The sequence below is a fragment of the Streptomyces tsukubensis genome, assembly GCF_003932715.1.
Classification (GTDB): Bacteria; Actinomycetota; Actinomycetes; order Streptomycetales; family Streptomycetaceae; genus Streptomyces; species Streptomyces tsukubensis.
On sequence record NZ_CP020700.1, the window covers coordinates 2,012,126 to 2,033,785 of the forward strand.

Genomic DNA, 21,660 nt, shown 5'->3' on the forward strand with positions numbered 1-21,660 from the left:
AGTATGGCGAGGAAGGCAAAAACGGACAGCACTGACGCTGCTGCGAACCCGGGGCGACTGAAGCAGATCGCCCTCACCTACAAGATGACCCGCAAAGCCGATCCTGTGGTCGGTCTGGTCATCGCGGCCGTAGGAATCGTCACCTTCGGTGTCTTCCTCGGAATCGGCTTCTGGGTCGGCTACCCGATCTATCTCGGTATTCTCGGCTTCCTGCTCGCCTTCCTCTCGATGGCGATCGTTTTCGGGCGCCGGGCCGAGCGGGCGGCCTTCGGCCAGATGGAGGGCCAGCCGGGTGCGGCGGCCGCCGTCCTGCAGAACGTGGGCCGCGGCTGGACGACCACTCCCGCGGTGGCGATGAACCGCAACCAGGACGTGGTGCACCGCGCGGTCGGCCGGGCGGGCATCGTCCTGGTCGCCGAGGGCAACCCGAACCGGCTGAGGACCCTGCTGGCGGCCGAGAAGAAGAAGATGTCCCGGGTCGTGATGGACGTACCGGTGCACGACATCATCGTGGGTACGGACGAGGGCCAGGTGCCGCTGAAGAAGGTCCGTACGACCATGCTGAAGCTGCCCCGCGTGCTCTCCGGCCCCCAGGTGACCGCGACCAACGACCGGCTGCGCGCCCTCGGGGACCTGCTGAGCAATATGCCCCTGCCGAAGGGCCCGATGCCCAAGGGCATGCGGATGCCGCGCGGCGGCCCGAAGACGCGCTGACCGAATCCTGCCTGATACGGAAGGGGCGGCCCGGAGAGTTCTCCGGGCCGCCCCTTCCGCGTACCGCGCCCCTTGCGCACCGCCCGGTGGGCGGCGGCTGGTCCTCGCCACCGCGCACCGGCCCTCGGGCGGGCGCCGTCGGCAAAAGCTCAGAGCCTCAGAGGCTCAGAGCCGGACCTGGACGGCCTTGGAGAACCGGTCGTGCAGTCCGCGCCCGTCACGGTCCCAGATCAGGGCCGGAAGCCCGAGGCAGAGCAGTAGGCTGCGCAGGAGCACCCGGCCGAAGGGGAGCGGGCCGCCCTCGACCGCCACCACCCGGAGGCGGAAGATCCGCTTGCCCGGGGTGAAGCCGACGGTCCCGAGCGTCAGCACGCTCAGAACGAAGAAGATGCCGAGCGCCCAGTTGCCGCCGGTCTGGCGGTTGCCGTCGGCGAAGAACGCGCTCGCGACCAGGAAGCAGAGCCCCCAGTCGACGAAGATGGCACCGAGCCGCCGCCCGGTGGGCGCGATGGCGCCGGGCCCCTCCTCCGGCAGCCCGAGCCGCTTGCCCCGGTGCCCGAAGTCGACGCCCATGTCCTCGGCCGCCGCACGGGGTCCGGAGAGCCACGATCCGATTGCTTGCCTGTTGTCCACCCGTCCACGGTACTGGGCCCGGGTCGGTCCTCCGGCAGCCGGGTCGGCCCGGGCGCGGTCGCCGCGGCACGGCCCCGGAGTGACGTACCCGACCCGGGACACCCGCCCGGTTAACGCGGCCGAAACAATCGGGTCATCCTTGAGAAATCCCCTCTGCCTATCGTCGGGCCTGCGTGTGGCCACCGCACTGGCCGTACGGACGAGCTACCAACCCGCCCCCGCCCGGGACGGGAGTAGGAGGAGTTGGATGTTCCAGAACGCCGACGACGCGAAGAAGTTCATCGCCGACGAGGACGTCAAGTTCATCGACGTCCGGTTCTGCGACCTGCCAGGTGTGATGCAGCACTTCACGATCCCGGCGAGCGTCTTCGACCCGTCGGAGGAGCTGGCCTTCGACGGCTCGTCCATCCGCGGCTTCCAGGCGATCCACGAGTCCGACATGGCGCTGCGCGCCGATCTGTCCACGGCCCGGGTCGACCCGTTCCGCCGGGACAAGACGGTCAACATCAACTTCTTCATCCACGACCCGATCACGGGCGAGCAGTACAGCCGTGACCCGCGGAACATCGCCAAGAAGGCGGAGGCGTACCTCGCCTCCACCGGCATCGCGGACACCGCGTACTTCGGTCCGGAGGCGGAGTTCTACGTCTTCGACTCGGTCCGTTTCAGCACCTCCGCGAACGAGGGCTTCTACCACATCGACTCCGAGGCGGGCGCCTGGAACACCGGTGCGGTCGAGAACAACCGCGGCTACAAGGTCCGCTACAAGGGCGGCTACTTCCCCGCCCCGCCGGTCGACCACTTCGCCGACCTGCGCGCGGAGATCTCCCTGGAGCTGGACCGTCAGGGCCTCCAGGTCGAGCGCCAGCACCACGAGGTGGGCACGGCCGGCCAGGCCGAGATCAACTACAAGTTCAACACCCTGCTGGCCGCCGCCGACGACCTGATGCTCTTCAAGTACATCGTGAAGAACGTCGCCTGGCGCAACGGCAAGACCGCGACCTTCATGCCGAAGCCGATCTTCGGTGACAACGGCTCGGGCATGCACGTCCACCAGTCGCTGTGGCAGAACGGCTCCCCGCTCTTCTACGACGAGCAGGGCTACGCCGGTCTCTCCGACACCGCCCGCTACTACATCGGCGGCATCCTCAAGCACGCCCCGTCGCTGCTGGCGTTCACCAACCCGACGGTGAACTCCTACCACCGCCTGGTGCCCGGCTTCGAGGCCCCGGTCAACCTGGTCTACTCGCAGCGCAACCGCTCCGCCGCGATGCGCATCCCGATCACGGGCTCCAACCCGAAGGCCAAGCGCGTCGAGTTCCGCGCCCCGGACCCGTCCTCCAACCCGTACCTGGCCTTCTCGGCCCTCCTCCTCGCGGGCCTCGACGGCGTCAAGAACAAGATCGAGCCGGCCGAGCCGATCGACAAGGACCTCTACGAGCTGGCCCCCGAGGAGCACGCGGGCGTCCCCCAGGTCCCGACCTCCCTCCCGGCCGTCCTGGAGGCGCTGGAGCAGGACAACGAGTACCTCCAGGCCGGCGGTGTCTTCACGTCCGACCTGATCGAAACGTGGATCGACTACAAGCGCACCAACGAGATCGCCCCGATCCAGCTCCGCCCGCACCCGCACGAGTTCGAGCTCTACTTCGACCTCTAGGCCGCACCGCACGGGCCGCAGGTCCGCCCGGCTCGCCCGTAGTGCCCCCGAGGGCCGCCGTCTCCTTCCTGGGACGGCGGCCCTCGGCCGTACGGTCACGAGTGCGGTACGCCCGCCCGGACATCCGGCCAGACGTGGAGTTCCGCCCGGCCGCCGGAGCGCCGGATCGCATCGGCGTAGGCCACGTTCTCGTCCCTGAAGGTTTGGGCCGAGCCGACGTCGATGTAGGCCGGGGGCAGTCCCGAGAGGTCGGTGGCGCGGGCCGGGGCGGCATAGGGCGGGAGGTCGGCGGTGCCGTGGCGGTCACCCGGCAGCGCCTGCCGGGCGGTGGCGTCGGAGGTACGGTCCCAGGTGTCGTGGCCCGCCATCTGCTGCCGGGCGGAGAACGGGTCGTTGCGGTCGTCGGGCATCGGGCTCAGCAGCAGTTGGCCGATCGCTATGGGGCCCTTGCGATCGCGGGCGAGCAGGGCGAGGGCCGCCGCCAGGCGGTAGCTGCGCCCGGGGCCGGGCGGTACTCGGCGGAGACCACGGCCAGTTGGAGCGGTTCGGCCCCTGCGCGGAGCAGGCGCGGGAGGACCGGCCACGCATTGCCCATGATCATTCCGCCGCCGTGCAGGTAGGACAGGACGGGCAGCGGTCCGGTGGCTCCGGCGGGCCGGGCCCGGCAGGAGCGCCTGCTGGAGCAGCTGCCTTTCCTGCCGCCCGGCACAGCACGGGAAAGGTCCCGTGGATGAACGGCGGCGCGCATCACGGGCACTGACATCTCCGTGGGCGCGGCCGAATTCCCGCGCCGGACCGGGCGCGGTGGAATGACCATGGAGCCGGAACCCCTATGGTGTTCCGCATGTCCGTTCCCGAACTCATCCGTATCGTCACCCGTTCGTCTCCCATGGCCCTCGCCCAAGTCGAGCGGGTACGGGGCGAACTGGCCGCCCTGTACCCGGGGATCCGGACGGAGGTCGTCCCCGTGACGACCTCCGGCGACCGCTGGATGGGTGATCTCGCCAAGCTCGGCGGGAAGGGTGCCTTCACCAAGGAGGTCGACGCGGCGCTGCTCGCCGGGGAGGCCGATCTCGCGGTGCACTGCGTCAAGGACATTCCCGCCGACCGGCCCCTTCCCGCGGGGACCACCTTCGCCGCCTTCCTCGCCCGTGACGACATCCGGGACGCGTTGATCCACCCCGGCGGGCTCACCCTGGACCAACTGCCCCCGGGCACCAGGATCGGCACCTCGTCCGTGCGCAGGATCGCCCAGCTGGCTGCCTCCCACCCGGAGTTGGAGTGCGTCCCGATGCGGGGCAACGCCAACCGGCGGCTGGAGAAGCTGGCCGCCGGGGAGGCGGATGCCCTACTGCTGGCGGCGGCCGGGCTGGAACGCATCGGGCGCACCGACGTGATCAGCGAAATCCTCTCCGTCGAGACCATGTGTCCGCCGATCGGCGCGGGCATTCTGGCCCTTCAGTGCCGTGAGGCGGACACCGCGACCATCGACCTGGTCAGCGCGCTGGGCTCACCGGCCACCCATCGGGAGGCGACGGCCGAGCGGATGCTCCTCCATGTGCTCCAGGGGCACTGCAACTCCCCCATCGCCGGCTATGCCCGGGCCGAACGCGGCGGAGAGCTGTCCCTGCGCGCCAAGGTCTTCACTCCCGACGGCAAGCGGGTGCTCAACGCCCATGAGTGGGCCGGTCCCCTCGACCCGGCGACGCTGGGCACCTCCGTCGCGGTGGCACTGCTGCGGCAGGGCGCCCGGGAGCTGATCGACGGCATTCCGCACTGAGACCGGAACGGCCCGGTGGCGGCCCCGGGGGGTGTCGAGCCGGTGTCCCCGCCGCGCTGCGGGGACACCGGTTCACCGCGTCCGGACCCGACCGGACGCGGTCCGCTCAACGGCCGTAACGGATCAGCGCCCTGACCATCCGGCAGGTGGAGTCCGACGGCGGGTGGACACCGATATGGTCCGCTGTCGTCCGGATCCGGACATTGTCCGCGGTCGCCGGGTGGTAGACGCCCGAGTCCAACAGGGCTATCGCCAGGCGCATCGCCTTGAGCCGGCGGTTGTGCGTCACATACCACTCGCGCGGCCGACCGGCCGGGAGGGGCGTCTTCGTCAGGGGGGCGGACGCCGCGGTATGCCCCGCGGCGGGCTTCCTCATAAGTCTGGATACGGCCATCGACAACCTCCAGTTGCGGTGGCGGGACCATCCCGAACTGATGTCCATTCTACTGGGGGCCACTGACAATCGGCCCTGGCCAGACGGGGTGCACGCTACCGTTGAGGCCATGGAGATCTGGATCAATCCCGCCTGTTCCAAATGCCGCGGCGCCCTCGGTCTGCTCGATGCGGAAGGGGCTTCGTACACCGTTCGCCGCTATCTGGAGGACGTACCGGACGCCGCCGAGATCCGGGAAGTGCTCACACGGCTCGGGCTGGAGCCGTGGGACATCACCCGCACCCAGGAGGCGGCCGCCAAGGAGCTGGGCCTGAAGGACTGGCCGCGCGACGAGGCCTCGCGCGACCGCTGGGTGGAGGCGCTCGCCGCCCACCCCAAGCTGATCCAGCGGCCGATCATCACCGCCGACGACGGGACCGCGGTGATCGGCCGGACGGACGAGGCCGTCCGGGACGCCCTGCAGCGCGGCAGCGGGCGCCCCTGACGCCGACGGGTCCCTCCGGAGTCCGGAGCTGTGGCCGCCCGGTCGGCTCTCACCGCTTTCCCAGACGCTCCTCGGCCTCCGCCAGGATCTCCGTCAGGCGCAGACCGAAGCGGATATCGCAGTCGTCCGGCCGGCCCGTGCGCACGCTCTCCACAAGGGCGTCCACCGCGGCATGGAACGCGGACACGGAACCGGCCCATCGGGGCAGGGTCGCCGGGCCCTGGTCACCCAGGAGCTCAAGGTGCACACCGGCCGCTTTCGGTGGGGCGCTCAGGCCCAGCGTCGCCGTACTGGAGGCGCCCGAGGCATGGCGCAGGGCCAGATGGACCGTGTCCTCGGGGCCCCGGAAGGCCGTCACCTCGGTCACCTCGCCCAGGACCGGTATCAGCACGGACAGCACATGCGGACCCAGATCCCATAGACCGCCCTTCTCCCGCCGCCAGGGCGAGGCCGCGAACCGATGGTCGGACGCGGGGTCGTACAGCGAGCCCAGCCAGCGGGCCGACGCGGTGAACCAGCCGCCCGTCGCGGACTGTTCGGCTGTCCAGGCGCGGGTCGCCGGGGCGAATCGGAGGGTGCAGAAGACCACCGAGGCGACACCCGCGGCGGCCACCGCGTCCGCCGCCGCCCGGGCCTCGCGCACACCGGTCGCCACCGGCTTGTCCAGCAGCACATGGCATCCGGCCCGGGCCGCCCGGACCACCAGGGGCGCCTGCACATCCGGTGGCACCGCGAAGGCGACCGCGTCGCAGGCCGCGAGCAGTTCGCCGAGACCCTCCTCGCCGTCGTACGCAGTGGTGTCCCAGGTGTCGGCGAGCGCTCGGGCGGCCTCCGGGCGGCGGGCCCATATCCCGGCGAACACCACACCGTCGTGGGACGCGAGGGCGGGCGCCTGGGTCTCCTCGGCCCACGGCCCCGCGCCGACAAGACCGACCCGGAGCCGCCCCTGCGCCCCGGTCCCCTGCCCCGATGCCCCTTCCGGGGATGCCGCTGGTGCTGATGCCGACGTCTGCTCTTCTTCCGTCATGCGCCCAGTCTGCCCATCGCCCGCCGTCCGGGTCCCGTTTTATCCACAGCGCCGGACAATCATGCGATGTTAGTTTGAACCGACCGGCCGCGGGACTCCGGTGCGACTTCCGGAACTTGCCTCTGAAGCACTGTTTGCGCTGATCGCACCCCCATTCCCCGGCCGGTCTCTTCCTGCCCGGGCGCCCTCCGGGTGCTGTGGTGTTCGTGGAGTGGAGTGGACGGAGGCCGTGGTGTCCGTGGAACCCGCAGAGTCGGTGCAGCCCGCAATGCCGGTGCAGTCCGCAGGGTCGGTACGGTCCGCCGCGTCCGCAAGGCCCGTGCCGCCGCAGGACCCCACCGAAACCACCTCCACCGGAGAGCTCCGCGCCGGTCTCGTCGCCGCCGAGGACCTGCTCCTCTTCGTCAACGCGGCGATCACCGCCACCGGTCAGCGCGAGTTCCGCTCCGACGCCGCCGAACAGCAGCTGTCACTCGCCTTTCTCCATGAGTACGTGCAGGTCAACCACCGCTCCCTCTACGCCGCGGCACTCGCCCTCGACATCAACGACCACAACGCGGCCCTGATCGTCGAACGACTGCTCCGCACCGCGCGCGAGGCCACGGCCGAGCAGAAGCGCACCGAGGGCCGGCTGATCGCGGCGCGGCTCGCGCTGCTCCCGCCGCAGCGCGTCTACCGGCTCTTCCGGGCACTCCGCACCGCCGGAGTGAACAACCGCCGCACGCGCGCCGTCCAGCGGGACTGGCTGGCGGCCCGGCCGGATCTCGGTCTCGACGCGGTGAAATACCGGCGGTGGCTGAAGTCCGCGGTCCGTCACTCCCATCCCCCGGCCCGGGTACTCGACAGCGGGGCGCTCTCCGCCGGCCGCGCGGGCGAGCTGGGCGACTTCCTCTTCCGGCCCGGCATCCGGACCCGCTACGGCCATCCCCTCCTCGACGCCTACCGCCGCGCCCACTACGAGCAGCAGGCGGTCTACGAGCTGCCGTTCACCGTCGCCGAGGGGTTCGCCGCCCGCCACCGCGTTCCACGGGAGCGTTTCCTCGAACGGATCGCGCCCCGGATGACCCGGCTGGAGAAGCTGCGCACAACCGAGGCGACCGGAGGCCGTACCGGTGAACGGGAGCTGTCGGAGCTGCCGCTCACCCGGCTCGCGCTGTACGCCCTCTCCCTGCCCCGCGCCGAGCGGGCGGCCCGCCGGACCGTGCTGACGGCCGCGCTGCGGTCGGCCGCCCGGCGCTCCGCGGGGGCCGGCGCGGGCAGCTGGGGCCGGGTCTCGGCCGTACTGGACGACAGCTACTCCTCGTACGGTTCCGGGGTCAAACGGCGCCGTCCCCTCGCGGTGGCGCTGGCCGCGCACTTCCTGCTGGAAGCGCTCGCCGCGACGTACCGCCCCCACTGGACGTCGGGTCTGACCGATCCGCTGATGGCGCACCCCGTGGGACCGACGCCGCTCGGCACGCGGATCCTCGACGCCCTGGAGGACTCCCCCGACCGGCTGGTGATCGTGTCGGACGGCTGGGACAACGCACCGCCCGGGCTGGCGGGCGAGGTGCTGCGGCTGTGGCGCACCGCGCTGGACCCCGGGCGGGCCACGGCGGTCGTCCATGTGAACCCCGTCTACGACGCGGCGGGGTACGACGTCCGGCGGCTCGCGCCGTCGGTGCCGACGGTGGGGATCCGGGACGCGGAGGATCTGCCGGCGCTGGTGGAGGTCGGGCAGTTCACCGAGGGCCGTACGGGCCCGGCGGAGCTGCGGGCCTATCTGGACCGCCGCACGGAACGGTTTCTGCGAAGGTACGAGCGGCACCTGCCGGACGAAGGCAGGGGCAGGGGCGGGGGCAGGAACGGGAGCGGGAGCGGGTACGACGGCGGGAAGGCGGGGCGGGTATGAGCGGGCTGGACATGACCGGGCTGACCACAGGCCCGGCACAGGTGTGGGGCGGTATCCGGCTGGTGCCCCTGCTGCGCGACGCGCCCGTCGCGGGGCTCAGGCTCCACCGCGACCTCGGCACAGCCGCAGAAGACGACCCCGACGACCCGTGCGACGGCCCCTGGCGTGTCTCGTACGTTCCGCACGCCTTCGTCGCCGACTGGTCGGGCGACGGGGCTCACGGCGCCGCGTACGGCACCCGGCTCGGCCCCGGCAGCGGTACGGCGGACCCCGTCCGCATCCCGGTCTCCCCCCGCAGGCATCTGACCCGCCGGGTCCGTGAGCAGGGCCGTCGCGGCCGTGTGCCCCGGGCCACGGACCGGCTGCGGTTCCTGCCGCTCCAACTGGCGCTGGCGGGCTATCTTTCCCTCCACTTCCGCGGCCCGTCGACCGCCTGGGACGAGTGGTCGCGGTCGGCGCTGCAGCGCGGACTGTCGCCCCGGGAGGAAGCGGCGTACGCCGGAGCGTCCGTACCCGGGCTCGGTGAGGCACTGCGGGTCTTCGAGATCCACCCGCGGCAGTGCGGCGTGCTGCTGTACGCGGCCGATGCCCTCGCCGCCGCCTTCGTGGTCCCGCACCCCGCCGACTACCGCGCCCTGCACGGCACGCTGGTGGAGGATCTGTACGGGGAGCTGGTGTACCAGTACGCGTACTACGCCCGTCCGCTGCCCGCGTTCGAGGCCCGGCTCGGCGACGGGCGGAGCGTACGGACCACGGCGGATCTGCGGGCCGCGGCCCGCCGGGCCGAGACCGAGTGGCGCCGCGACCACGACTCGATACTGGCCGCGGGGCTGCTCACCGACGGCTACCGCTTCGAGCGGGTGTACGCCATGGACGGGTTCACCCTCCAGCGGTTCCTGCCGGGGTTCGTACCAGGGCGGGAGCAGCACATCGGGGAGCTGATCCGGGACCACAAGGGACGGACTGCCTATCTGAAGACGTTCCGGCTCTCGGAGGTCCAGGTGCGGCGGGGGCATCTGCTGGACGCCCTGCACCGGGAGGACTGGCATCCGGGGCGGACCGCGGAGGCTCTGGGGACGTCCGTCGAGGAGCTGGCGCGGCGGATCCGGAGCGCGGGATTCGGATCGCTGCTGAAGCACGGCTGAAGCACGGGGCCCACAAGAAGGAGGGGCGGGCCGTCCACGGGCGTAACACGGGGTTCACAACCGGGCAACGGGTGGGAAATCGCCCGTTGACAAGCTGCTGAGCGACCCTGCTGCACCCGCAAAGGATGAGGCCCGTGACCATCAAGGCTGAGTACATCTGGATCGACGGCACCGAGCCGACGGCCAAGCTGCGTTCCAAGACCCGGATCCTTCCGGCCGGCGCGGAGCTTCCCATCTGGGGTTTCGACGGGTCCAGCACCAACCAGGCCGAGGGCCACGCCTCGGACCGCGTACTGAAGCCGGTGTACTCCTGCCCGGACCCGATCCGCGGCGGCGACCACCTCCTCGTCCTGTGCGAGGTCCTCAACACGGATATGACGCCGCACTCCTCCAACACCCGGGCCGGGCTGGTGGAGATCGCCGAGCAGTTCGCCGGGCAGGAGCCGATCTTCGGCATCGAGCAGGAGTACACCTTCTTCGACGGTGACCGTCCGCTCGGCTTCCCCGTCGGCGGTTTCCCGGCGCCCCAGGGCGGCTACTACTGCGGTGTCGGCGTGGACGAGATCCACGGGCGGGATGTGGTCGAGGCCCATCTGGAGAACTGTCTGACCGCCGGTCTCGGTATCTCGGGCATCAACGCCGAGGTGATGCCGGGCCAGTGGGAGTTCCAGGTCGGCCCGCTCCCGCCGGTCGAGGTGGCGGACCAGCTGTGGATCGCCCGCTGGCTGCTCTACCGCACCGCCGAGGACTTCAAGGTGGCCGCGACCCTGGACCCGAAGCCGGTGAAGGGCGACTGGAACGGCGCGGGGGCGCACACCAACTTCTCGACGAAGGCGATGCGGGAGTCGTACGACGCGATCATCACCGCCTGCGAGTCGCTGGGCGAGGGCTCCAGGCCGCTGGACCACGTCAAGAACTACGGCGCGGGCATCGACGACCGGCTCACCGGTCTGCACGAGACGGCGCCGTGGAACGAGTACAGCTACGGCGTTTCGGACCGGGGCGCCTCGGTCCGTATCCCGTGGCAGGTCGAGAAGGACGGCAAGGGGTACATCGAGGACCGCCGGCCGAACGCGAACGTCGACCCGTACGTCGTCACCCGGCTGCTCGTGGAGACGTGCTGCACGGCTCTGGAGAAGGCCGGGCAGGTCTGACGTACCGTCGGCAGATCATGGAGGGGCGCACGCCGGGGACGGCGTGCGCCCCTTCTGCCGTCCGCTCCTCCGCCCTCTCCCGGCGGCCCAAACCTCCCGCCGGTGTGATGAGACAGGCATCTCGATGGGTGAGAGGAGCCCTCCTTCACGGGGAGTTCATCTGGTTCAATGAGCACATGACCGGCTTCCAGAACTCCGTGACGGGTCCCAGCGACCTCGAACCGTTCTGGCCTTCCCGGCAGCACCACGACTTCGACCGGGTGTGTTGCCGCGCGATGAACGCGCGGGCCCTCTAAAACCGGTCTTCCGGCCTTCGGCCAGCGCGCACGACGTACGTCCGTACCACCGACTCGTCGAACCCTCCGCGCGAAAGAGAGCTGACCTCTCATGGCGAATATCGTCAACTCCCGTACCCGTACGTTCTCGCCCGCCCCGGCGGTGGCCGCGGCCCGGGCCGGCGCCGCCTCCGCGGTACCGGGCCGGGCCGGGGGCCGGCCGCCCGCCGCCCGCCCGGAGCGTCACCGGCTGCGGGCCGTCGCCCCCGACGAGGTCGTACCGCCCGGTGCCCTGCGGACGCTGACGGATCTGCTGCCGCCCGGTGCCACCTGGCTGCCCGCACCCCAGCACCAGGTCCCGGCCCTGCCGGGGCGGCCGCCGATGGTGGGCTATCTGGTGCTCGTCCCCGCGGACCAGCTGCCGTCCGCTCCGGCCCCGGCCGGTGTGCCGGCCGCATCCGCCGCTCCGGTCGCCCGGGCAGCGGCGGCCCCCGCAGCGATGGGCCGCGGCGCCGCGGCGTCCGGGTACGGGGAGGGGCCGGTGGCGATCGACCCGGCCGAGCGCGTGGCCCGGGTCGGCGGCCGGGCCCTCGACCTGACGTATCTGGAATTCGAGCTGCTGGCCCATCTGGTGGCCCGGCCGCAGCGGGTGCACACCCGTGACCATCTGGTGTCGACGGTCTGGGGGTACGGGCACGTGGGCGACGGCCGGACGGTCGACGTCCATATCGCCCGGCTGCGGCGGAAGCTGGGCGCCGAGCACCGTCACACCATCCAGACGGTACGGCGCGTGGGGTACAAGTACGCGCCCTGACAAGGGACTCCGGGAGCCGGGGCAGGGAACCCGGCCCCCGGTCCCGGGCAGGGAACCCGGGGCCGGGGCCCGGGCAGGGAACCCAGGGCCGGGGCCCGGGCAGGGAACCCGGGGCCGGGGCCCGGAGCCGTCATCCGGACCGGGTACGGCCCCGGGGGCTGGAGCCGTACCCGGGCCCCGGGGCCGTACCGCCTGCTCAGACCGCGGTGCGGCGGGCCCGGATCCTCGTCACGGCGGCGAGCGCGAGGTCCACGGCGAGGAACACCAGCAGGCTGATCCCGAGCAGTGGTACGAACCAGCCGATCACGACGGTCGCGGCGGCCAGCACCAGCAGGGCGAGCGGCGGAACCTTTCGCCAGGCGCCGCGCGGCACCGGGCGGCCGACCGGGGAGCGCCCCTTGGTGGGCCGCCGCAGCCACCACATCCGGTAGCCCCAGAAGATCACCAGGATCAGGGCGAGCGCCAGGGCGGCCAGCACCAGCTGGTTGACCAGTCCGAACAGCACACCCATATGGGCGTCGATCCCGAACCTGGTCAGCTTCGCGAGCAGCGGGTAGTCGGAGAAGCGGAGTTCGTCCATCACCTTGCCGTCGGCCGGGTTCACGGAGACGGAGTCCAGGTGGACGGGAAAAGTGGCGTCGGTCTCCTTGATCAGATAGCCGGTGCCTTCGCCGGGCAGGGTGATCGACAGCTGTCCGTCGATCCCGGCCGCGCGGGCGGACTCCAGGGCCCGGTCGATGCCGACGTCGGTGCCCTGGTGGGCGCCGCCGGTCCCGCCGCCGCCGTGGTTCGCGTGCTCACCGCCGCCGGAGGAGCCGTCGAGGCTCGCCGAGACGGAGGGGGTCGCGCCGCCCAGCTGGTCCTGGACGGCGCCGATGTTCTCACCGGCGTAGCGGGACCAGGTCAGTCCGGTCGCGGAGAGGGCGACGAGCCCGACGACGGCCCAGAGTCCGACGGTGCCGTGCCAGGACAGGGTTCGCCGGCGGCCCTTCGCGCCGCGTTCGGGCACGATCAGGGCGCGCCGGGAGGCCCGCCTGCGGCCGAGCCACAGCGCGAGTCCGCCGAGGGCGACGACCCAGAGCCAGCTGGCGGCCAGTTCGCTGTAGTTGCGGCCGAACTCGCCCAGGCGCAGATCGCGGTGGAGCCCGTCCAGCCAGGTCCGCAGGGGAAGGGCGCCAGAGCTGCCGTAGGAGGGCAGCTCGCCGCGTATCTCGCCGGTGTGGGGATTGACGAAGACCGCGAGTGAGGTGCCCTCGGGGGTGCCGGGGGCGTCCATCAGGACGCGGGTGGTGTCGCGGTCGCCGGTCGCGGGCCAGACGGCGGTGACGGTGCCGTCCGGACGGACGTTGCGGGCGGCCGCGATCTGATCGGCGAGGGGCATGGGGCCCTCGTAGCGGTCACCGGCGGGGACGGTCAGCTCCTGCCGGTAGACGATCTTCTCGGCCGGATAGGCGAGCGCGTACAGCAGTCCGCTGACGGCGGCGATCAGCAGCAGGGGGGCGATGAGCAGCCCGGCGTAGAAGTGGATCCGGAGGACGAGGGGGCGCAGCCTGCTCCAGAGGGAGCCGGTCACCGCCTCCTGTTCGGTCTCGGTTCTGCCGTGGGCAGGCGTGGCAGGAGTGTCGATTGACATGGTGTTCCTGGAGGTGAGTGTGTCGACATGGGGGGATACGGCCCCCGGTCAGACGGCGGCTCCAGGGGCCGTGGCGCGGATACCGGCGAACGGCGGCGGGCCGCGGCGCACCAGGGTGTGGCCGAGCAGGACGGCGGTGCCGGAGCGCGCGGGCCCGGTGGTTCGGGGAAGGGCCCGGCGGCGCGGGGCGTGGTGGGCGTCCGGGGACGCGAGCAGCAGCCTCAGCGGGGTGAAGGCGAGGGCGGCGACGGCACGCGCCAGCCGGAAGAACGATTCTTCACCCCGGGCCAGCCAGAGCCCGCAGACCGCGGCGGCGAGGACATGGGCCAGGAGCATGCCCGGGCCACCGGTCGGCAGCCAGTCGACGGCGGTGGTACCGGCGGCGGTGCCGGTGCCCCGGTGGTGGCCGCCGGCGTTGCCCTGGGCGCCGGCGTAGAGGAAATGGAGGGCACCCTGGGCCGTGAGCAGACCGGTACCGATCGCGAGCGGGCCGCGGCGGCGGGCTGCGGCAAGCCAGCCGGTGGCGGCGGCCACCGCGAAGGCGGGCAGCAGCACGGCGAGAGGGAGGACATGCCCGGACATCAACATATGCCCCGTCGCCGACAAAGCGGTGCAGACCGCCGCGAAGAGTGCGGCCCGCAGGGCGCGCATCGGCGGCCGGGGTCCTGTCATGGTCCCCACATGCTGCCATCGCAGGTCGGGAAGCGGGAGAGCCCGGTCGGAAATTGCCCCGTGACGGATGAGACGGATGGGGCACGGGATTACTCCGTCGGCGGAAGTCCTGTTCCCCCGGGAAGGGTTGGGGGCAGGGTCGGTGCATGAGAGTTCTGATACTGGGTGGTACGGAGTTCGCCGGGCGGGCGGTCGTGGCCGCCGCCCTGGCACGGGGCTGGGACGTCACGGTCTTCAACCGGGGTACGCGCCCGGTGCCCGAGGGGGTCACCGCGCTGACCGGGGACCGGACCCGGCCGTCCGACCTGGCGGTCCTCGCGGACGGCTCCTGGGACGTGGTGGTCGACACCTGGGCGGCCGCGCCCACGGCCGTACGGGATGCGGCGCGGCTGCTCGCGGACCGCGCCGGGCGGTATGTGTACGTGTCGAGCTGTTCCGTCTACACCTGGCCCGCGCCGCCGGATTCGGACGAGTCGGCGCCGCTGGTGACCGCTTCGGCGGACGGCGAGGACGGGCCGTACGCCGAAGCCAAGCGGGGCGGCGAGCTGGCGGCGGCCGAGGCCTTCGGCACGGACCGTTCGCTGCTGGTACGGGCAGGGCTGCTGCTGGGGCCCTGGGAGAACATCGGTCGGCTGCCGTGGTGGCTTTCGCGGATCGCCCGGGGCGGGACGGTGCTCGCGCCGGGGCCCGCGGACGCTCCCGTGCAGTACATCGACGTACGGGATATGGCCGAGTGGATCCTGTCGGCGGCCGCGGCCGGGCTGAGCGGACCGTACAACATGGTCGGGGAGCAGCGCGGGACGACGTTCGGGGACGTGCTCGCGGAGTGCGTCCGGGTGGTGTCGGAGAGCGCGCCGCCGAAGGCCGTTTCCCGGGAGCCCGTGGAGCTGCGGTGGACGCCCGCCGAGCGGATCCTGGCGGCGGGGGTCTCCCCGTGGACGGATCTGCCGATCTGGGTGCCGCCGCAGGCGGCGGATCTGATGGGCGCGCTGTACACGCTGAACGTGGGCCGGGCGGAGGCCGCGGGGCTGCGGTGCCGGCCGCTCGCGGAGACGGTGGCGGACACCTGGGAGTGGCTGCGCGGGGTCGGCGGCGAGCTGTCCGTGGCGGGAGTGGGGATCTCCCCGGAGACGGAGGCGCGGCTGCTGGCGGGGTGAGCCGGGGTGAAGCAGGGGGCCGGGTGGCTGCGTGGGTACGCCCCCGGCCCGGGGGCGGTTCCCGGTGGTACGGCTCCCCGGCGCCGGGGCGCTTGCCGAGCGCGCCCGGTCCGGTTCGTACCACCGGAGCCGGGGCACGGGCCGCCGGGTACGGGGCCCGGATCGGCGCCCGGGCCCGGGGTTCGGCACCCGCCCCCGGCCCGCGTCAGGCGGAGGTCGCGTGGCGGCGGCGGAGCGGGGCTTCGGCCTCCGCCGACTCGCCGTGCTCCAGGGCGGGGAGCCTGCGGAGCAGCCTCGGTGTGTGCCAGTTGCGCTCTCCGAGCAGCGCCATCACCGACGGCAGCAGGATCATCCGTACCACCGTCGCGTCCAGCAGGACGGCCACCGCCAGACCGACGCCCATCTGCTTCATGGACTGCATGGTCAGGGTGCCGAAGACCGCGAACACCGCCACCATGATCACCGCGGCGCCGGTGACCGCGCCCGCGGTGCGGCGGATGCCTTCGGCGATCGCCGCGCGGTTGTCCGCGCCCCGGTCACGGGCCTCGCGGATCCGGGAGACCACGAACACGTGGTAGTCCATCGACAGTCCGAAGAGGACGACGAGGACGAAGAGCGGCAGCCAGCTCTCGATGGCGCCCACGGACTCCGTGCCCAGCAGTGAGGCGCCCCAGCCGTGCTGGAAGACCGCGACCATCACCCCGTAGGCCGCCGCGACCGAGAGCAGGTTCAGCAGCACGGATGTGACGGCGACGACGTAGGACCGGAAGCAGAGGAGCATCACCAGGAAGGTCACGGCCGTGATGAACGCGAAGACCGGGGCGATGCCGTCCTTCAGCTGTGCGGTGAAGTCGACCGACTCGGCCAGTTCGCCGGTGACATAGGCGCGGGCGCCGCTGCCTTCGAAGGCCTCCGGGACGGTCCGCTCGCGGAGTTCGGTGAGCGCCTCGCGGGAGCGGCTGTCACTGCCGTCGCCCGGCAGCGGGACTTCGATCTCGGCGACGTTCTCACCGCGGTGGACGGTGACCCGGTCCCGGTCGAAGGCGGCCAGGGCCTTGCGGACGGGTGCCGCTTCGATGTCGTCGGCCTCGACCACGATCCGGGCCGGGTCGGGTCCGCCGGGGAAGCTGCCGGTGATCTTCTCGTACGCCACGGTGAGCGCGGAATCGGAGCCGAACTGCTTCTCCATGCCGAGCTGCTCGGTCTTCATGCCGACCGCAGGTGCGGCCAGGGCGAGCATCAGGACGGTCCCCACCACGGCGAAGATTCCGGGCCTGGCGAGTACGGGCCGCAGGACGGTACCCGCGAATCCGCCGCCCTCGGGGTCCTTGGTCCGGCGGCGGTGGAGGAAGGGGAGGCGTCCGGCGTCGACGCGGTCACCGAGCCACGACAGGAGTGCGGGCAGCACGGTCACCGAACCGATCATGGCAACCAGCACCACGATGATCGTGGCGAGCGCGAAGCCTTCGAAGAGCATCAGTCCGGACAGGAACATTCCGGCCATGGCGAGCATGACGGTGATACCGGAGACCAGGACGGCCCGGCCGCTGGTGGCCGCGGCGATCCGCAGGGCGGTGTCGGCGTCCCGGCCCGCGGCCCGCTCGTCCCGCTCGCGCCGCAGGTAGAAGAGGCAGTAGTCGACCCCGACCGCCAGCCCCATCAGGAACATCACGGAGTAGGTGGTCGGGAAGAGGTGCAGCTGGTGGCTGGCGAGGGCGAGCAGTCCGTAGGCCGCCGCGCAGGCGGTCAGCGCCAGGGCGACGGGGAGCAGGGCCGCGACGACCGCACCGAAGGCGACCAGCAGAATGCCCAGCGCCAGCGGTACGGCGGTGAACTCCGCCTTGGTGAAGTCGTCGGCGAGCAGGTCGTTCAGCCATCGGTCGGCGCTGGCCTCGCCGAACTGGTGGACCTCGACCCCTTCCCGGCCCTCCGCCGCCGCCCGGACGGCCTTGAGCACCGGTTCGACCCGGTCGTCCGCTTCGTCCGCGGGGCCCTTCATCTCGAAGCGGATCAGGGCCTCCTTGCCATCCGCCGACGGCAGCGGCGGATCGACCTCCGCGGTTTCGCCGGTCGCCTCGACGGCCCGGATCAGCTCGGTCGCCGTGGCCTTCCAGCCGCCCTGCGAACCGCTGCTGACCAGCACCAGCTCAACCGCGGGCGGATCCAGCTCCGCTTCCTCCAGGATCTTCAGGGCCCGGGCGGAATCGCCCGCGCCGTTCTCCGCATCACTCATCTCGACCATTCCGGCCGATCCGCCCGCGACGGTGGCGAGCACGACGAACAACAACCAGCCGAAGATTGCCGTTTTACGGTGGTACGCACTCCATATACCGATGCGTGCGGCGAGATTGCGCCTCATGATGGTGCAGGCCCCCAAGGTCGGAACGCGGGTTTCAGGTCGTCTCCGACGTTAGGAAGCGGCGCCCGGTCGTCCCAGCCGTCAGAGCCCCCTGTGCAGAGCCGTAAGGCGAGGTCCGGGGGGTGGTGCCAGCACCACCCCCACTCGGGTGCGGGGCCCAGTGACCGGCCGGGCCGCGGCGGCCGAGACTGGTACGGGGGCGGCGGGTCGCCGCGCACCGGGGACCACAGCCGGGTCGACAGCGAGGAGAGGGCCATGAGTACGACGCCGACGGGCTCGGCAGCGAGTGCGGCGGAAGCGGGCGGTTCCCCGCGCGCGGCGGGCGGCGGTGCCGTACGCGAACTGCTGGTGGCACCGGTACGCGCCCTGGTCCTGGCGCTCCTCGCGCTGACCGGCTCCATCGTCCTCTTCGTGGTGGTCGCGGTCTCCCTCGCGCTGATCCCGGTGGGGATCGGGGTGTTCACCACACCGCCCCTGATCCACCTGGTCCGCGTCTGGTCCGGTCACCGCCGGCTGCTCGCCGCGGACTGGGCCGGGATCCGGATCCCCGCCTCGTACCGCCCCTTCCCCCGCGATCTCCGTTCCGGTGTCACCGGGCAGGTCGAGCGGTGCAGCCTGCTGCTGAAGGACCCGGCGACCTGGCGGGATCTGCTCTGGCTGCTGGTGGACATGACGGCGGGCGCGCTGATCGTGCTGCTGGCCGCCGGGCTGGTGCTGCACGGCCTGTTCGGGCTGCTGATCGGCGCGGGGCTGTGGAAGCCGGTGACCGCGCTGGACGATCCGTACTGGTACGGATTCGTCCCCGTCGGCGGCTGGGGTACGGCCCTGCTCGCAGCGCTCTTGGGCCTGGTGCTGCTGGCCGCCGGGCTGAAGTTCGGGCCCGGGCTGGTCCGGGTGCACTTCCAGCTGGTGGGCGCGGTCCTTACACCCGACCGGCAGCAGCAGCTGGAGCAGCGCATCGACCGGCTCACCGAGACCCGGCACGACGCGCTGGACTCGTCGGCGGCGGAGCTGCGCCGGATAGAACGGGATCTGCACGACGGGGCGCAGGCCAGGCTGGTGGCGATGGGTATGAATCTGGGCACCATCGAGGCGCTGGTGGAGAAGGATCCGGCGAAGGCGAAGGAACTGCTCTCCAAGGCACGGGAATCGTCGGCGGAGGCCCTGACCGAGCTGCGGGACCTGGTCCGGGGCATCCATCCGCCGGTGCTCGCGGAGCGCGGCCTCGGGGACGCGGTGAAGGCGCTCGCGCTGCGGCTGCCGGTGGCCACGGAGGTCGACGCCGAACTCCCGGGCCGGATGGAGGCGCCGGTGGAGTCCGCGGCGTACTTCGCGGTCAGCGAGACTCTCACCAACGCGGTCAAGCACGCGGGCGCCGACCGGATCTGGGTGGACATCTCCTACGAGTCGGGCTCGCTGCGGATCGCCGTCACCGACGACGGCCGGGGCGGGGCGGTCGTGGGCCGGGGCTCCGGGCTGAGCGGGGTGGAACGGCGCCTGGGTACATTCGACGGCGTCCTCGCCGTCAGCTCACCCGCCGGCGGTCCCACCATGGTCACCATGGAGATTCCTTGCGCGTTGTCCTAGCCGAAGACCTGTTCCTGCTGCGCGACGGCCTGGTCCGGCTGCTGGAGGCCTACGATTTCGAGATCCTCGCGGCCGTGGAGAGCGGGCCCGAGCTGAGCCGGGCGCTCGCGGAGCTGGAGCCCGACGTCGCGGTCGTCGACGTCCGGCTGCCGCCGTCCCACACCGACGAGGGCCTGCAGTGCGCGCTGGCCGCCCGCCGGGCGCGGCCCGGGCTGCCGGTGCTGGTGCTCTCGCAGCATGTGGAGCAGTTGTACGCCCGGGAGTTGCTGGCCGACGGGAACGGCGGCATCGGCTATCTGCTCAAGGACCGGGTCTTCGACGCGGAGCAGTTCGTCGACGCGGTGCGCCGGGTGGCCGGGGGCGGTACGGCGATGGACCCGCAGGTCATCTCCCAGCTGCTGACGCGCCGCTCCCAGGACCGGCCGATGGGCGGACTGACACCGCGCGAACTGGAGGTGATGGAGCTGATGGCCCAGGGCCGTTCGAACGCGGCGATCGCGGCACAGCTCGGGGTGACCGAGCGGGCGGTGGCCAAACACACCTCCAATATCTTCGCCAAACTCGGCCTGCCCGTCTCGGACGACGACAACCGCCGGGTGCTCGCGGTGCTGGCGTATCTGGACCGGGGGGCGGGGCAGGGATAGCCCCTCCGCCCGGCGCGGGCTCGGGTACGGGGAGGGTGCGGGATGAACACCGCGGCCTCCCCGTCCGTATGGAACGGCGCGCTTCCCCCTCTGCCGGGGCCGGCAGCAGAAGACCTGCATCCGGCTCTTCCCCGGCGACGAAGCAGCGGAGGAGTTCCATGCGACGCAACAGAAGGAAACGTTCCCGTCCGGCGGTCCGCGCGGTCGTCGCCGTGGCCGCTCTGGTGCTGGGCGGAGGCGGGGTGGTGCTCGTCGACGTCTATGCCTCCGCGGGCCAGGACGGTGTGAACCGTCGCGGTCCGGGGCAGGCGGCCGACGCGGCTCCGGTGGCGTCGACCATCGACTGCCCCGAGGTCGCCGACGGTCTGCCCGGCACGCTGCCCCCGGCGGCCCGTCCCGCTGTGGACCGGGAGCTGGCCGCGATGGACACCCGGATCACCGAGGCGTACCGGCAGTTCGCGGAGCGCAGGGAGCGTTACGGGCAGGATGCCGGGCTGGCGCAGAAGGAGCTGCTCGGCCCGCTCCAGGAGCAGCGCCGGGCCGGTATCGAGCGGATCGTCACCGCGGTGAACCGGGGCGGGCTCCGCTTCGACGGTATGCGGGATCTCGCCGCGTGCACCCTGCGCGCGGACGACGGGAACGACCGCGGCACGGACGGGCGGCCCGGGAACAGCAACGGCAACGGTAACGAGAGCGGGAACGGGGGCGGCGGTGGGCAGGCGGGGAACGGGCCGGTGCGGTCCGACTTCACCGACATCCGCTCCGTACGCCCCAACGCGCAACTCCCCCCGAACCGCCGGGGCGCCTCGCGCGGCGTCTTCACCACCGACTGCGGGGTCAACGCAAACGGCCTGTTCAACTCCGACAATGTGATCGTCGCCCCGGGCGTCTCCAACGGCGCCCACCATATGCACGACTACATCGGCAACCAGGCCAACAACGCCTTCGCGAGCGACCGGGACCTGGCGAACGGCGCCACCACCTGCCGCAACCGCGGCGACCGCTCCTCGTACTACTGGCCCGTGCTGCGGCTGCAGAACGGCCGGTCCGAGAGCGACGCCGACGCGGACGGCGGCGGCCGGGACAAGAACGTCGGGGAGATTCAGACCCCCGCGCAGGTGACGCTGGACTTCGTCGGGAATCCGAACGGCCCGGTGACGGCCATGCCCCGGCTGCTGCGGATCATCACCGGCGATGCCAAGGCCTTCGTCAACGGCCCGGCCAACGCCAATGCCTCCTGGAGCTGCACCGGCTTCGAGGACCGGCAGTTGAAGGAGAAGTATCCGCTCTGCCCCCGCGGCAGCCGGGTCGTCCGCACCTTCCGCTTCCAGAGCTGCTGGGACGGCCGGAACACCGACAGCGCCAACCACCGTACGCACGTCGCCTTCACCGACCGCGCCGGGCGCTGCCCCCGGGGCTTCCGGCCCGTTCCGCAGTTGGTGCAGCGGATCGTCTACAGCCTGCCGCCCGGGCCCGGTTTCGCCGTCGACTCCTTCCCCGAACAACTCCACAAGCCGGTCACGGACCACGGTGACTTCATCAATGTGTTCGACGACGGGCTGATGCGGCGGATGGTCGCCTGCATCAACGAAGGCAGGCGCTGCCGGTAAGCAGTTGAGCATCTGAGCCGCCGGGTCCGG

19 protein-coding genes are annotated in these 21,660 nt (G+C 72.0%); 12 read left to right on the top strand and 7 right to left on the bottom strand.

What is annotated here, in order from left to right:
- The first annotated feature begins 3 nt into the window (after nucleotides 1-3).
- A complete protein-coding gene (locus B7R87_RS07455) occupies nucleotides 4-714 on the top strand; it encodes a DUF4191 domain-containing protein (protein WP_040916509.1) in 711 nt (236 codons plus the stop codon).
- A 165-nt stretch (nucleotides 715-879) separates the two neighbouring features.
- On the opposite strand, the gene B7R87_RS07460 is transcribed toward B7R87_RS07455, so the two are convergent.
- Entirely contained in the window at nucleotides 880-1,347 is a 468-nt protein-coding gene (locus B7R87_RS07460; RefSeq protein ID WP_040916515.1) for an RDD family protein, read from the bottom strand.
- A 247-nt stretch (nucleotides 1,348-1,594) separates the two neighbouring features.
- Between B7R87_RS07460 and glnA the strand changes: the two genes are divergently transcribed.
- A complete protein-coding gene (gene glnA / locus B7R87_RS07465) occupies nucleotides 1,595-3,004 on the top strand; it encodes a type I glutamate--ammonia ligase (protein ID WP_006349678.1) in 1,410 nt (469 codons plus the stop codon).
- A 95-nt stretch (nucleotides 3,005-3,099) separates the two neighbouring features.
- On the opposite strand, the gene B7R87_RS07470 is transcribed toward glnA, so the two are convergent.
- Nucleotides 3,100-3,588, bottom strand: coding sequence for an alpha/beta hydrolase fold domain-containing protein (locus B7R87_RS07470; protein ID WP_391117255.1), 489 nt, complete (start codon nucleotides 3,586-3,588; stop codon nucleotides 3,100-3,102).
- A gap of 260 nt (nucleotides 3,589-3,848) precedes the next feature.
- Here B7R87_RS07470 and hemC point away from each other — a divergent pair, with 260 nt between their 5' ends.
- Complete coding sequence (hemC, locus tag B7R87_RS07475; RefSeq protein WP_040916514.1) at nucleotides 3,849-4,784, top strand: hydroxymethylbilane synthase; 936 nt, start codon at nucleotides 3,849-3,851, stop codon at nucleotides 4,782-4,784.
- A 106-nt stretch (nucleotides 4,785-4,890) separates the two neighbouring features.
- On the opposite strand, the gene B7R87_RS07480 is transcribed toward hemC, so the two are convergent.
- The gene (locus B7R87_RS07480) at nucleotides 4,891-5,160 is read right to left on the bottom strand and encodes a hypothetical protein (protein WP_006349674.1); all 270 of its coding nucleotides are present in this window, start codon (nucleotides 5,158-5,160) and stop codon (nucleotides 4,891-4,893) included.
- Nucleotides 5,161-5,287: 127 nt separating this feature from the next.
- On the opposite strand from B7R87_RS07480, the gene B7R87_RS07485 reads away from it, so the two are divergent.
- On the top strand, nucleotides 5,288-5,662 hold the full coding sequence (locus B7R87_RS07485; RefSeq protein ID WP_006349673.1) for an arsenate reductase family protein: 375 nt from the start codon (nucleotides 5,288-5,290) through the stop codon (nucleotides 5,660-5,662).
- Nucleotides 5,663-5,711: 49 nt separating this feature from the next.
- Here the strand turns inward: B7R87_RS07485 and B7R87_RS07490 are convergent, their stop codons facing one another.
- Complete coding sequence (locus tag B7R87_RS07490) at nucleotides 5,712-6,689, bottom strand: Gfo/Idh/MocA family protein (RefSeq protein ID WP_078902387.1); 978 nt, start codon at nucleotides 6,687-6,689, stop codon at nucleotides 5,712-5,714.
- 268 nt (nucleotides 6,690-6,957) lie between these two features.
- Between B7R87_RS07490 and B7R87_RS07495 the strand changes: the two genes are divergently transcribed.
- From B7R87_RS07495 to B7R87_RS07510, 4 genes are all read left to right on the top strand, one after another.
- Entirely contained in the window at nucleotides 6,958-8,580 is a 1,623-nt protein-coding gene (locus B7R87_RS07495) for a hypothetical protein (protein ID WP_391117301.1), read from the top strand.
- Complete coding sequence (locus B7R87_RS07500; protein WP_006349669.1) at nucleotides 8,577-9,725, top strand: ARPP-2 domain-containing protein; 1,149 nt, start codon at nucleotides 8,577-8,579, stop codon at nucleotides 9,723-9,725. Before B7R87_RS07495 ends, B7R87_RS07500 begins: the two co-directional genes overlap by 4 nt.
- A 134-nt stretch (nucleotides 9,726-9,859) precedes the next feature.
- Complete coding sequence (glnII, locus tag B7R87_RS07505; RefSeq protein ID WP_006349668.1) at nucleotides 9,860-10,879, top strand: glutamine synthetase; 1,020 nt, start codon at nucleotides 9,860-9,862, stop codon at nucleotides 10,877-10,879.
- A gap of 387 nt (nucleotides 10,880-11,266) precedes the next feature.
- Entirely contained in the window at nucleotides 11,267-11,968 is a 702-nt protein-coding gene (locus B7R87_RS07510; RefSeq protein ID WP_130584569.1) for a winged helix-turn-helix domain-containing protein, read from the top strand.
- Between the two features lie 196 nt (nucleotides 11,969-12,164).
- Here B7R87_RS07510 and B7R87_RS07515 read toward each other — a convergent pair whose 3' ends face one another.
- Complete coding sequence (locus tag B7R87_RS07515; RefSeq protein ID WP_040916504.1) at nucleotides 12,165-13,601, bottom strand: PepSY-associated TM helix domain-containing protein; 1,437 nt, start codon at nucleotides 13,599-13,601, stop codon at nucleotides 12,165-12,167.
- A 48-nt stretch (nucleotides 13,602-13,649) separates the two neighbouring features.
- Nucleotides 13,650-14,273 carry a hypothetical protein gene (locus B7R87_RS07520; protein WP_040916503.1) on the bottom strand — a complete coding sequence of 208 codons (624 nt, stop codon included), beginning with the start codon at nucleotides 14,271-14,273 and terminating at the stop codon, nucleotides 13,650-13,652.
- Nucleotides 14,274-14,419: 146 nt separating this feature from the next.
- Here B7R87_RS07520 and B7R87_RS07525 point away from each other — a divergent pair, with 146 nt between their 5' ends.
- Entirely contained in the window at nucleotides 14,420-15,430 is a 1,011-nt protein-coding gene (locus B7R87_RS07525) for an NAD-dependent epimerase/dehydratase family protein (RefSeq protein WP_006349663.1), read from the top strand.
- Between the two features lie 205 nt (nucleotides 15,431-15,635).
- Here B7R87_RS07525 and B7R87_RS07530 read toward each other — a convergent pair whose 3' ends face one another.
- Nucleotides 15,636-17,789, bottom strand: coding sequence for an MMPL family transporter (locus B7R87_RS07530; protein ID WP_187144572.1), 2,154 nt, complete (start codon nucleotides 17,787-17,789; stop codon nucleotides 15,636-15,638).
- A gap of 255 nt (nucleotides 17,790-18,044) precedes the next feature.
- On the opposite strand from B7R87_RS07530, the gene B7R87_RS07535 reads away from it, so the two are divergent.
- The 3 genes from B7R87_RS07535 to B7R87_RS07545 all read left to right on the top strand — a co-directional run bounded on the left by B7R87_RS07535 (nucleotide 18,045) and on the right by B7R87_RS07545 (nucleotide 21,630).
- Nucleotides 18,045-19,376: a sensor histidine kinase gene (locus tag B7R87_RS07535; RefSeq protein WP_006349661.1), complete on the top strand. Its 1,332-nt coding sequence runs from the start codon at nucleotides 18,045-18,047 to the stop codon at nucleotides 19,374-19,376.
- Nucleotides 19,361-20,020, top strand: a complete 660-nt coding sequence (locus tag B7R87_RS07540; protein ID WP_006349660.1) for a response regulator transcription factor — start codon at nucleotides 19,361-19,363, stop codon at nucleotides 20,018-20,020. The genes B7R87_RS07535 and B7R87_RS07540 overlap by 16 nt, the downstream gene beginning before the upstream one ends.
- A gap of 158 nt (nucleotides 20,021-20,178) precedes the next feature.
- The gene (locus B7R87_RS07545) at nucleotides 20,179-21,630 is read left to right on the top strand and encodes a DUF1996 domain-containing protein (RefSeq protein WP_006349659.1); all 1,452 of its coding nucleotides are present in this window, start codon (nucleotides 20,179-20,181) and stop codon (nucleotides 21,628-21,630) included.
- The last annotated feature ends 30 nt before the right edge of the window (nucleotides 21,631-21,660 follow it).